This is a genomic window from Petrotoga mobilis SJ95 (genome assembly GCF_000018605.1).
Classification (GTDB): Bacteria; Thermotogota; Thermotogae; order Petrotogales; family Petrotogaceae; genus Petrotoga; species Petrotoga mobilis.
The window spans coordinates 1,816,996-1,828,683 of record NC_010003.1 but is presented as its reverse complement, the minus strand read 5'-3'; the positions used below and the strand labels follow the sequence as shown (position 1 = coordinate 1,828,683).

At 32.0% G+C, this 11,688-nt stretch carries 10 protein-coding genes; 2 read left to right on the top strand and 8 right to left on the bottom strand.

Translation table 11 applies throughout. The features are described 5' to 3' along the window. Positions 1 to 51: 51 nt before the first annotated feature. Genes PMOB_RS10325 through PMOB_RS08565 form a run of 4 tightly spaced genes read right to left on the bottom strand, consistent with a single transcriptional unit; the run spans position 52 to position 4,124 of the window. Positions 52 to 1,521 (bottom strand): GGDEF domain-containing protein, encoded by a 1,470-nt coding sequence (locus PMOB_RS10325; protein WP_049755310.1) that lies wholly within the window; start codon positions 1,519 to 1,521, stop codon positions 52 to 54. A 5-nt stretch (positions 1,522 to 1,526) separates the two neighbouring features. Continuing rightward, the gene (locus tag PMOB_RS08575; RefSeq protein ID WP_012209459.1) at positions 1,527 to 2,684 is read right to left on the bottom strand and encodes a 2-oxoacid:acceptor oxidoreductase subunit alpha; all 1,158 of its coding nucleotides are present in this window, start codon (positions 2,682 to 2,684) and stop codon (positions 1,527 to 1,529) included. Positions 2,685 to 2,721: 37 nt separating this feature from the next. Then, positions 2,722 to 2,934, bottom strand: a complete 213-nt coding sequence (locus PMOB_RS08570; RefSeq protein ID WP_012209458.1) for a 4Fe-4S dicluster domain-containing protein — start codon at positions 2,932 to 2,934, stop codon at positions 2,722 to 2,724. 53 nt (positions 2,935 to 2,987) lie between these two features. Further along, positions 2,988 to 4,124, bottom strand: coding sequence for a sodium ion-translocating decarboxylase subunit beta (locus tag PMOB_RS08565; RefSeq protein ID WP_012209457.1), 1,137 nt, complete (start codon positions 4,122 to 4,124; stop codon positions 2,988 to 2,990). A 202-nt stretch (positions 4,125 to 4,326) separates the two neighbouring features. On the opposite strand from PMOB_RS08565, the gene PMOB_RS08560 reads away from it, so the two are divergent. After that, complete coding sequence (locus PMOB_RS08560) at positions 4,327 to 5,460, top strand: aldo/keto reductase (protein WP_012209456.1); 1,134 nt, start codon at positions 4,327 to 4,329, stop codon at positions 5,458 to 5,460. 24 nt (positions 5,461 to 5,484) lie between these two features. Next, positions 5,485 to 6,597, top strand: coding sequence for an aldo/keto reductase (locus PMOB_RS08555; RefSeq protein ID WP_012209455.1), 1,113 nt, complete (start codon positions 5,485 to 5,487; stop codon positions 6,595 to 6,597). Between the two features lie 107 nt (positions 6,598 to 6,704). On the opposite strand, the gene PMOB_RS08550 is transcribed toward PMOB_RS08555, so the two are convergent. From PMOB_RS08550 to PMOB_RS10470, 4 genes are all read right to left on the bottom strand, one after another. Continuing rightward, positions 6,705 to 8,009, bottom strand: a complete 1,305-nt coding sequence (locus PMOB_RS08550) for a hypothetical protein (RefSeq protein ID WP_012209454.1) — start codon at positions 8,007 to 8,009, stop codon at positions 6,705 to 6,707. A gap of 57 nt (positions 8,010 to 8,066) precedes the next feature. After that, the gene (locus PMOB_RS08545; RefSeq protein WP_012209453.1) at positions 8,067 to 8,984 is read right to left on the bottom strand and encodes a glycosyltransferase family 4 protein; all 918 of its coding nucleotides are present in this window, start codon (positions 8,982 to 8,984) and stop codon (positions 8,067 to 8,069) included. Positions 8,985 to 9,012: 28 nt separating this feature from the next. Beyond that, entirely contained in the window at positions 9,013 to 10,002 is a 990-nt protein-coding gene (locus tag PMOB_RS08540; RefSeq protein WP_255408272.1) for a glycosyltransferase family 2 protein, read from the bottom strand. Between the two features lie 164 nt (positions 10,003 to 10,166). Continuing rightward, positions 10,167 to 11,636: a phosphoribosylaminoimidazolecarboxamide formyltransferase gene (locus PMOB_RS10470; RefSeq protein WP_012209451.1), complete on the bottom strand. Its 1,470-nt coding sequence runs from the start codon at positions 11,634 to 11,636 to the stop codon at positions 10,167 to 10,169. Between the last annotated feature and the right edge of the window lie 52 nt (positions 11,637 to 11,688).

Here is an 11,688-nt window from a genome sequence, read left to right as displayed (position 1 = left end):
TTTTTAAAAATAAGATTTTCATTTTAAAATACGTGGCAACAGCATAAAATTTCAAGTGATGATAATATTATTTTTCCCTTGCCCTTTTGCAATGTATAAATTTTCATCTGCTATATTGAAAAGTGAATCTATTTCATGGCTTTCACCGTAGGCGACTCCAGCTGAAAAAGTAACGTTTGTTTCTTGTTTTAGCTTGCTGTTTATTCTTTCCAAAATAGAATAAACCTCTTCTTTTTTAACTCCTCCTAAAATTATTACGAATTCATCGCCTCCATATCTGAATATATTATCTTTTTTTCTCAAATTATCGACACATAGTTGCGCAAATTTTTTTAAGAGTGAGTCTCCTTCTTCGTGGCCATATGTATCGTTTACCTTTTTGAAGTTGTCTAAATCAAGAACAACTAAGGCTATTTTCTGATTTTTTAGATATTTTATAGAAGAAATATAATTTTCGTAACTTCTTCTGTTTCCAATCTCTGTAAGAGAATCTATCTGAGCATCTTTTTTTAATAAACTCTGATAAATTTTGTTTTGCCACATCACACCACTTTCTTTGGCATAATAATCTAGAATCTCGATTTGATCATCTGTAATTGGTTTTCCGTTGTATCTATTATCGCAAAGATAAAACGCAAGTTTTTCATCCTCTATTTCTATTGGTGAAATAGCTATTTCTCCTCTTAAATCAAGTAAATTTACTATCTTTTCCTCCAATCGACTTACAGGTAATTTAATAGTGCTATGCGATTCAACTGCGTATTTAAAAAGATCATTATCTATTAACAATTCTTTTTTAATAATAATACCTTTTATCCTTTTTTCTAAATTTGAAAAATAACTCATTCCAAACTCATATTGAGACAAATATGAATCAATGTTTGTTTCAAGTGTTTCAAACTTTTCATAAGTTTTGTGGGCTTCCATTTCATTTTCAGGTCCTATAACTCTATGAACCTTGAAATCACCACTGTCTTCAACAAATAAGATAGCCCTGTTAAATCCTCCTGCAAAGCCACCTGTTATCGCTGTCATAGTTATATATATCATTTCATCGATAGAAGTTCCAGGTTTATACCCTTTTTCTAATATAATTCTTGAAGCCCTGAATACATTGGCTATTTTTGAAGAGTTGAGTAGAATATCGGTAAGCATTGATCCTACTAACGAAGAGGCATTTTTAATTGTCTCATACAAAGCCATACTTTCCTCTTTTTTGAGTGTTTCGTAATTAATTTCAATGATATTCTCCATTTGAAAACTTTTCAATTCAACTTTTTGTTCTTCTAGTAAATTAGTCTCTTCTATATTTTTTATCGTGAAAATAGAGAATGAATTAAATATCTTTATTAATTTATACAGATTATCAGGTACTTGAAGTGGATCTGAATGAATTTTAACTGTAACTTCAAAATCAAAAAGAACTTCTTTTGTGAAGTTTTCAAGTAAAAGTGTAATACCTGGGTTTACATAAGCTGAATTAATTTTTGATTGATACTTTTCAAGCAATTTTATATTCATTCTATTCACATCTCCGTAATCTGCACCCACATTTTCATAATTACGTCTAATATTTCATCTGGTGTAATCAACTCACCATTAGTTTTTGTTAAAGATTCTACATGTCTGTTCAATTTATTCAACCGAGACATCTCTTTAGCATACTGCCCTGTATTCATCTCTGGAACGATTATACTTTGAGCATTTTTAAATATTAGTTTAAGTCGTGAGGTTGGCATGGGCCAAACAGTGATAGGCTTAAAAAAGCCTACAGGAATTTTGTCTGATCTCGCTTGTTTAACTGCCTTCAAAGCACTTCGGGCTACACTACCATATGCAACTACTACTATATCGGCATCTTGAAGCATGTACTCACTATAGATAGAAATCTCCTCTGCTGATAATCTAATTTTTGAGTCTAAATGTTCAATAACTTTTGATATTGTGCTTGGATCCCTTATCGGAAAACCACTTTCATCATGAACAAGGCCAGAAACATGAAATCTTGACTTCCCCATTTCAACTAGCGGATTTACTGCAAATTGCTCATCTATATCAAAAGGTAAAAACAATTCTTCCTCACCTAAATCTACTTCCTTTAATCTTTCAACAATTTGAGGATTCTCTTTCTCGTAATCAAAATACACGTTTTCTCTCATGTGAGCCAAAGTCTCATCCAAGACCAAAATAACCGGTGTTCTATATTTTTCTGCATAATTGAAAGCTGTGACAGTATATGTGTAAACTTCTTCCACTGTAGAAGGATATATTGCAATAATTTGGTGATCTCCATGAGTTCCCCACCTTATCTGCATTATATCTCCCTGTGAAGGTTTGGTAGGAAGTCCTGTGCTTGGACCACCTCTCATAACATCAACAAACACACAAGGTACCTCTGTCATAATGGCGTATCCTAAAGCCTCTTGCATAAGGGAAAAACCGGGACCACTAGTTGCCGTCATTGATTTTACACCTGCAAGAGAGGCGCCTATTATGGCAGCCGCACTTCCAAGCTCGTCCTCCATCTGTATAAAAGTACCTCCAACCTTTGGCAATTCTCTAGACAGATATTCGGCGATTTCAGTTGATGGTGTAATCGGATAACCCGCAAAAAACCGACATCCAGCCTTTATAGCAGCCATTCCAACAGCTTCGTTACCTTGTAAAAAAAGCATTTTCCCCATCAAGTTCACCTCTTTTAAGAAGCGCGTCCTTTTTATTTTATTGCTCTATTTGTTTTATACTTATCGCAAAATCTGGACACATTCGTTCACATTGCAAACATCCAGTACATTTTTCTGGATCTGGAACAACAGGTTTACCAAATTCTTCTTCTATTATAGCATTTACGGGACAAATCCAAGAACAGATACCACATTTTTTACAATAATTGTAATTAATTATCACTTTAAAATGTTTTTTAGTAGTTTGCATTTGATTATTCCTCCCATTTGTTTGATAACCCTTTTTTTATCAAAATGTCTATATTATAGTATACTTAAAAATAGACCAGCAGCTATTGCCGAACCTATTACTCCGGCAACATTTGGCCCCATTGCATGCATTAAAATAAAATTACCTGGATCAGTCTCTTGAGCAATATGTTGGGCTACACGAGCTGAATCAGGTACCGCCGAAACACCTGCTGCACCAATCAATGGATTAATTTTTTCTTTTGCAAACAAATTCATCAATTTTGCAAATCCTATTCCACTTGCCAATGCAATTATAAATGCAACTGCCCCTAACAATATAATTTTTAAGGCTATCCAAGATAAAAATATATCAGCCGTGGCAGAAACTCCTACCGATAGCATTAAAAGTATTGTCACTGTATCCAAAACATAACGTGAGGCCGCTTCAGCTAATCTACCAGTTACTCCAGATTCTTTTAACAAGTTTCCCAACATAAGCATTCCTACTAAAGGTAGAGCCTGGGGAACCATTAAAGAAACTACAACAGTTGTTATTATAGGAAAAATAATTCTTTCTTTTTTAGAAACTTCCCTTAACCTTCTCATACGTATTTTTCTTTCTCTTTTGGAGGTAAGTAACTTTGAAACAAAAGGTTGAAGCACAGGAATAAGTGAAATATAAGAATAGGCTGCAACTGCTATAACAGGTAATAAATCCGGAGAAAATTTAGAAGCTATGTAGATAGAAGTTGGACCATCAGCACCTCCAATAAGACCTATCGCGGCTGCAGGATGAAGGTCAAACCCTAAAAAACTCGCCAATATAAAACTAATAAAAATGCCTACCTGAGCAGCTCCCCCCAGGAGTATCAATTTTGGATTAGCAATCAAGTAAGAAAAATCAGTTAATGCTCCAATACCCAAAAAAATCAATGGTGGATAGATTCCAGTATCTAATCCCAATTTTATATACCACAACAATCCGCCTGGTTGGCCATTCTGAGGAGGCATGAGAATACCTGTTAATTCTGGGGGAATGTTAGCTATAACCATACCAAAGCCCAATGGAATTAAAAGAAGCGGTTCTGCGTGTTTTGATATAGCAAAATAGATAATAATCAATCCAAGAAGTATCATGAAAACTTGAGGCCAAGAAAGATTGATAAATCCAGTACTTGAAAAAAAGTCGAGTATGCCTTCCGCTAGCATTTAAAAACCTCCTAGGAGATAAGTGTGAAATTTTTTTCAATCACTTCTACAGTATTTTATTATAACATAAAAAAATTTACTGTTTCTACTTTATATAAAAAGAGTTTTTATTATTTTTTTGGTATAATAAAAGTAGAATAAGTTTATTTATCGAACTAATCTAAAAGTCAACTTATCATAATAATATACTGGGGGTGCTCTTTTGAAATATAGAAAATTTGGTAAGTACGATGTAGAACTTTCGGCCTTGGGTTTTGGGTGTATGAGATTGCCTGTTTTGAATAAAGATCCTTCTAAAATTGATGAAGAAAAGGCAACGAATATGCTGAGATACGCTATTGATAACGGAGTGAATTATGTTGATACAGCGTATCCTTACCACCAAGGAAATAGTGAATTATTTGTAGGTAGGGCCTTAAAAAATGGTTACAGGGAAAAAGTCTACTTAGCCACCAAAAATCCTGTTTGGTTGGCAAATAAATACCAAGATTTTGAAAAATATTTAGATGAACAACTAAAAAAACTTGATACAGAATATATAGATATGTATCTGTTACACTCTTTGGATAAAGAAAGATGGAATAAAATTTATAATCTAGAAGTTTTGAATTTTCTGGATGAAGCAAAAAGTAAAGGCAAGATAAAGTTTGCCGGATTTTCTTTTCACGATGACTTCAAAACCTTTAAAACGATCGTTGATTCTTACAACTGGGATTTTTGTCAAATTCAATACAATTATCTTGATACACATTTTCAAGCAGGAATCGCAGGATTAAAGTATGCAAACAGAAAAGGTCTAGCGGTGATTATTATGGAGCCAATTAGAGGGGGTAAATTGGCTAACAAATTACCTAAAGAAGCTCTCGATATCTTTAGTAATTTAGATAATACCAAGTCACCAGCTTATTGGGCGTTAAGATGGGTATGGAACCATCCTGAGGTAACTACCGTTCTGAGCGGAATGTCCACAATGGAACAGGTGATAGAAAATATTAAAACAGCAGATGACTCAGATCAAAATTCCTTAAGTGAAAAAGAATTAAAAGCAATTGAACAAGTCAGAAATATTTACAAGAGTAAATCTAAGATAGATTGTACGGGATGTAATTATTGTGTACCTTGTAAAAACGGTATACCTATTCCTACAATTTTTAGTATTTATAATGAAGGCTACATTTTTGATAACTTAATAGAGGCAAAAGAAAGATATCAAACTTTGATCAAACAAGGCATAGATGCCTCTATTTGTGAGGAATGCGGGGATTGTGAAGCAGAATGTCCACAACATTTACCTATAAGATCGTTGTTAAAACAAGTCAAAAATGAATTAGCATGATCCAAAATTATAGAGGTGATCTTTATGGATAAAAAAATCCTTGGTAAAACTGGGTTTGAGGTTTCACTTTTAGGATTAGGTGGGTTTCATATGTTAGAAATTTCAAAGGATGATGTTTCAAAGCTAATGGATATTTACCTAATTTCAGGTGGTAATTACATTGAGACCGCTGCCGAATACGGAGATGGTGAATCGGAAAAGAAAATTTCATACGCTTTGAAAGATAGAAGGGATCAAATAATTCTTGCTAGCAAATGCCACGCTCGAGATAAGAGAACTGCTCAACATTTTGTAGAAAGAACCTTAAAGAACTTGAATACAGATTATTTAGATATTTTGTTTCTTCACCATGTTACCACTCAGGATGATGTTGATGCTTTATTGAAAAAAGAGTCGGCCTTAGATTATCTATTTCAAGCTAAAAAAGATGGGATTATAAGAGCGTTAGGGGTATCTTTCCATGGTTTGGGGGACTATGCGCTTAAACTTATAAAAACAATAGACTTGGATGTTGTGATGACAGGTTTTAACTACTTGGATATATTTAATTTCCCGAGCACTTATCAAGAAGTCATTCCTTTTGCAAGGTCTAAAAACATGGGAATTGTCGGAATGAAAGCTTTTGCAGATGGTTATCTCTACAGGTCTACTTACGATGCATTAAACTATGCTTTGACTCAAGATTTAGATGTAATGGTTGTAGGAGCGAACTCCGAAGACATGCTAAGAAGAGATATTCAGATAGCCGAAAACTTTAAACCATTACCTAAAAAATCTGTAGAAAACTTATATTATCGTGCCCCAGAACTTGGAAATTATGTCTGTAGACAATGTGGAAAATGTTTACCTTGTCCAGAAGATATAGAAATCATGAAAGTGTTTGAATACGAGGGATGGTACGATAGACAAATAAGGGATTATCAACCCCACGAGGCTCCAGATTATGCACTGAGAGAAAGATTGGCATTCTGGTTTGGAAACCAAAACGAAGCTAAAATGGCTTATTCCAAACTCAATAAGACCTTCAAAGATTGTACAGAATGCGGGATATGTGAAGAAAGATGTCCTTACGATATACCCATAATAAGAAAATTGAAATTGGTAGACTACAAGCTTGGAAAGGGAGAAATATACTAAAACTATCTTTCCAGAGATCGATAATTCAACTTTCTTTGGGATTTCGAAGCTTTAGTATAATTCCCCTTTGGTGACTCTCCAAAGGGGAATTATACTTGCTTTAGATATTAGTTAGTGACTTCTTTCATGCTTTTACCTTTCTTAAATATTAGATCTTTATACCAATTTTTATAATCGTTCAGAATCTTATCTTCTGAGATTTCATATATTTCATTCAGATCGGTAGTCATATCTATTTCTTCAAAAATTTCTGAAATTAGATCTTTCTTATTGGTTATATTTTCAATTCCATAAGCGTTTACCATATCTAATAAAAGCTCTCTTTCAAACTCTTTCTTTTCTTTTAAATCTTGGAATATTAAGGAAACTTCGTTGATCATTTTTTTTATTTTTTCTAAATAGTATTCTTTATCTTGCTTTTTTAAATTTTCATCAAAAATTATATGATCCATAAAATCCATAAACTCTTCTTCCATTTCAATGAACAAATCATACGATTCATTATAGTAATAAGAGTTTCCTAAAAATTGATCATTGTGATGCAAATCTGCCATATCTTTTAGCTCGTCTTCTATATCTTCCATATTCTTTATGGTAAAATCAATATCGACGTCGTCTATATCGTCATCGAAAGAATAATCCTCTTCTTCCCCATTTTTCGTATTAAACAAATAATTGGTATACCTCTCTAATTCAAGGCGTGGTTCAGAATTTTTCAGAAATTCTTTTGGATTTAGATTATACATTGTAAAAAAGTCATCGGTGGTATTGTAAATATTTTCGTAATTAACAATCGATATTTTCTCGATTATTTTTTCGTAAAATGGAGAGATTTTCTGAGCAATATTTGGAAGTATCGCAACTCGAAAATTATTTGTTTCGTTCAGCAGATTTCTATAAAAACTTTCTATGCTCTTGCGATCACTTTCAATATACATATCGTAATGATCTCCATAGTTGTTAGTAAAAATTAGGTGATGCTCGACTAAACCTTTACCTATTTTTCTTAAAAACAAAAAATACAAACTACTACTTTCATTCAAAGAATAAATAAATGATTCTTCTGCAATTATCTCTGAAGTTTGGTTTTCATGATCAGAAGCAAGCACAGAGATCATATTTTTCTTTTTTGACTTAAAAAAAGCATTAATTCTTAAGATCGTCAATATCAAAGGGATATATTCTATATCAAAGGTAAGTTTTTCCAATTTACCATTCCCTTTTTCATCCAAATTAAATTCGTTATTAAACCATTTGTAATTTCCAAACCTTCCTTCTACTTCATAGATATACTTCTCGTAAATATCAGGATCTTTGTTGTTTTTCAACATTGACTCGTCTAAGAAAATTTTTTTAACTGATACAGGCCGAAGTTTCATATAATCACCATAATTACCTTTTAAAATTATCATCACAGCACCTCTTTTACGTAAAACTTTAAAAATTTTTTAATAAAATTAATCCTTCAATTACTCATATTTGTACAATTTAAAATGATAACCTAGAAAAATAAATAACATCAATACAATTATAACACCAATTATTTGAAAATCCCAAGTAATTAATCCTATCAACCCAAAAAAAACAGAAATACTATATGTAACTAATGCAACAAACAATGGTTTTATTTTATATTTTTTTCTAATTTTATCATATATATGCTCTTTATCCCCTAAAAAAGGAGATCTTTTGCTGAGTAAACGTCTTATCACAGCATAAACCAGATCAGTAAAATAAAACCCTGTGATAATTAGTGAGATGAAATAACCTCCTCTACCAGATCTTCCAGATAGGAAAGAAAAGGAATAAAATAAAGTAAAACCTAAAAGATAAGAACCCGCATCACCAAGAAATATTTTCGCTGGTGGCAAATTGTATAATAGAAACCCCAAAATTGCGAAGGCAAAGATCAAAAGTTCATAATTTTTGGATATCAAGGAAAAAAATAACAAACTCACTATTGCCGTTCCAGCGCAGACTCCATCCATCCCATCAACCATATTTACTCCGTTAACTAAAGCTATACCGGTTAATACCAAAATAAAAAACTGAAAAGGTTCAATAATTCCTCCTACAAAATATATTGCCATTGAGACGACAATAAACTCTGCAAATAATCTAATATAAGGAGAAACACTCTTAATATCATCGTAAAGACCAATAAAAGTCAATATACTAGCAGGAATTATAAAACCTATGTCATTGTAATAAAAAGGTAATATTGAAAGAAAAACAGCTACACCACCCAAATAAGGAATGGGAGACTTATGAACTTTCAACTTATTGTCGGGTTTATCAACGATATTATATTTGTTTGCGATTCTTATCATAATGGGAACTAGAATAACAGATAAAACAAAAGAACTTATTAATTTTATAGCTAACAAATTATATTCACCCGCATTTTTAAAAAATTTAGGATTTCTTTCTCCTAGTAAAAAGGATTGATTTAAGTATACTCCAAAATGTTCCTGAACCATATGAAATATGCAAAAGTAAAAACACAAAAAAACTACAAAAAAACAATAAAATATTTTTCTCTTTTATAGCATACTTTAATGAAAATAATGTGTCTATAAACAAATATATGAAAAACGGAATAGCTAAAATAATATTAAAAACGGCATTTTTTGAGAGGACTAAAAATATGAATAAGAGAAGAAGATACATTATAAAAATAAAAGGAATGAAATGTCTAAGGGAAATACCATAAGGAGATATTTTTAGAGTTATATAATTCCAAAAACCATTTGAAAAATTCTTTTTCATAAAATCCCACAACCCATTTGGAACATAATAATTATTTGTAATTGGTAATAAAAAGATTTTTAAACCCTTTTTTCTCATCCTATAATTAAACTCGATATCTTGATTCCTTAAAAGTTTTTCATTAAAATACCCTACTTTATCAAAAACTTCTCTTCTATAACATGCATATGCTACGGTATCAACTTCTTGTGGTTCTTTCACTTGATGTCTATGGCGGGATGCAGTACCGAAGGGGGAAGAATACGAAAAAGCCATCGATTTTTGTAAACAACTTTTATCGTTAGCAGGGGTGGCCAAAGACACTCCTCCTACAGCACTCGCTTCTGGGTGTTTCATCAAAAATTCAACACTATATTCCACATATTTTTCATCAAATTCTGTATGAGAACCAGCTATAAAAACAAAATCCCCCTTACTATTTTTGATCCCTAAATTTAAACCGTGGGGGGTAAATTTTTTTTCATTCGTAATGATTTTTATATTATTACTTTTTTCAGCGAGTTTCTCTATTATACTAACGGTGTTATCTGTCGACTGACCATCAACGACAATTATTTCATCCGGCTTTCTTGTCTGATTGCTTAAAGAATTTAACACTTTTTTGATCGTTTTTTCTTCATTTCTGCAAACTAATATTACCGAGACTAAAGGTAAAGAAATTTATTATCACTCCCCTTTTGCTGAACTGTGCAAAATGGTCTCTTTTGTAATGTTTTTGAATAACTTTCCTAATCTCATTTGCTTTGCAAATGATGTTACGCGATTTTGGGGTTCTTAAGGGGCTTGCCCCTTAATGAACATTAATATCTATGATACCTTCCCTGTGTTACCAACAAAGTAACTCCTTTTTCTTCTAAATCGTTTAAATATTTTTCGTATCCCGGTAAGGTTGGAGGAACAATTACCTTTTCAACCTGCCAATTTAATATTATATCGGTTATCTTCTCTGAATTTATAGGAGAATCAAATATAATTGTCCCTTCCTTCGGAAGAACTTCAAACTTTTCCAAAGTGTTTTCGAGTGCATTTAGTGCGATTTCTCTGTTCAAACAAGATTGATTACCAGAACAAATGAGATTATTTTTAACATACACAGCGGTATCAGATTTATGAATTTTAGCGACCTCAAATCCTAATTGTTCTGAAGGAGACAAATCCAAGGAAATCTCTTGGAAATTTTGCTTTACGACCAGATCACTATCCACAATATATTCTTCTTCTTGTTTCAGAACTTTCTTATTAACCTTAAAAACCATGGGTTTAAAAGAAATTATCTCTTCTTTTTGTTCAAGATTATAAGAAGTCATCATTCCGTCATGTTTTGAATCTTTCAGTTCAAAAATTATATTTGGATCGTCACTATAAACTATCCCACCTTTAAGTTCTTTAATAATTCTAATGAATTGTTTTTTCTCTTCTTGAGTAGGAGCACAATAACCAAATACGAAAATTCCTTTTTTCGCAAAACCCAAAAATTCATTGTTTGTCAAACTCGCCAAATGAAAAAGTAATTTTATGTCTTTTAACATCCTTAAAGTAGGTTTTTTGTGAAAGGTCAAATTTTCTAAATAGTTGATAAAAGTATCTTTTTCTAAAAATTTCATTAGAATCGCTTCTTGCATTGGATTAGAACCATATCTTAAGTTCCCCAATATTTCAAAAAATTCATGGTCAAACTTTTCAGCTGCAAATAGTTCTGAAAAAATTTTATGAATACTTGCATCGTACTTAGAAGTAGAAAAGAAAACTTTCAATGCCAACTTTCTTCTTAACTGTAAGGGGACATCGCCACAATCCTCTAAATTATCAATAACTGTTTGATAATCTTTTGGATCTGCCAATGCTACAACATCCTTATAGTTTTTTGCTGCTGCTCTAAGAAGAGAATAGCCTCCAATATCGATATTTTCTAAAAGTGTTTCCTCATTCTTTGTTTTTTTGGCAATTTCCTCAAAAGTAGGAAAATTACCCACAACCATATCTATCCTTTTTATATTGTAATTAATCATATCTTCTTCATGCTTTTTATCGTTAGACTTGGCTAAAATGCCACCGGCTAATTTTGGATCTATGCTTTTAACACGACCTCCTAAAATTTCAGGAAATCCAATATAATCAGCCATTTTTACAGTAGGGATTCCCTTTTCTTGTAAATATTTATTTGTTCCTTCTGTACATATAATTTCGACACCATTGCGATATAAGAAACTAGCTAAATCCTCTAAATTAGTTTTGTCATAAACTGAAATAATTGCCCTTTTAATATTCATGAGATACCTCCAGTGAAAAATAAGTTAATTTTTATGAAAGGAAAAGCAGAGA

What these genes read in the sequence shown, in the direction of transcription:
- PMOB_RS08570 (WP_012209458.1), bottom strand. Translation starts at nt 2,934, where the DNA reads ATGCAAACTACTAAAAAACATTTTAAAGTGATAATTAATTACAATTAT.
- PMOB_RS08550 (WP_012209454.1), bottom strand. Translation starts at nt 8,009, where the DNA reads ATGATAATTTTAAAAGGTAATTATGGTGATTATATGAAACTTCGGCCT.
- PMOB_RS08555 (WP_012209455.1), top strand. Translation starts at nt 5,485, where the DNA reads ATGGATAAAAAAATCCTTGGTAAAACTGGGTTTGAGGTTTCACTTTTA.
- PMOB_RS08565 (WP_012209457.1), bottom strand. Translation starts at nt 4,124, where the DNA reads ATGCTAGCGGAAGGCATACTCGACTTTTTTTCAAGTACTGGATTTATC.
- PMOB_RS10470 (WP_012209451.1), bottom strand. Translation starts at nt 11,636, where the DNA reads ATGAATATTAAAAGGGCAATTATTTCAGTTTATGACAAAACTAATTTA.
- PMOB_RS10325 (WP_049755310.1), bottom strand. Translation starts at nt 1,521, where the DNA reads ATGAATATAAAATTGCTTGAAAAGTATCAATCAAAAATTAATTCAGCT.
- PMOB_RS08575 (WP_012209459.1), bottom strand. Translation starts at nt 2,684, where the DNA reads ATGGGGAAAATGCTTTTTTTACAAGGTAACGAAGCTGTTGGAATGGCT.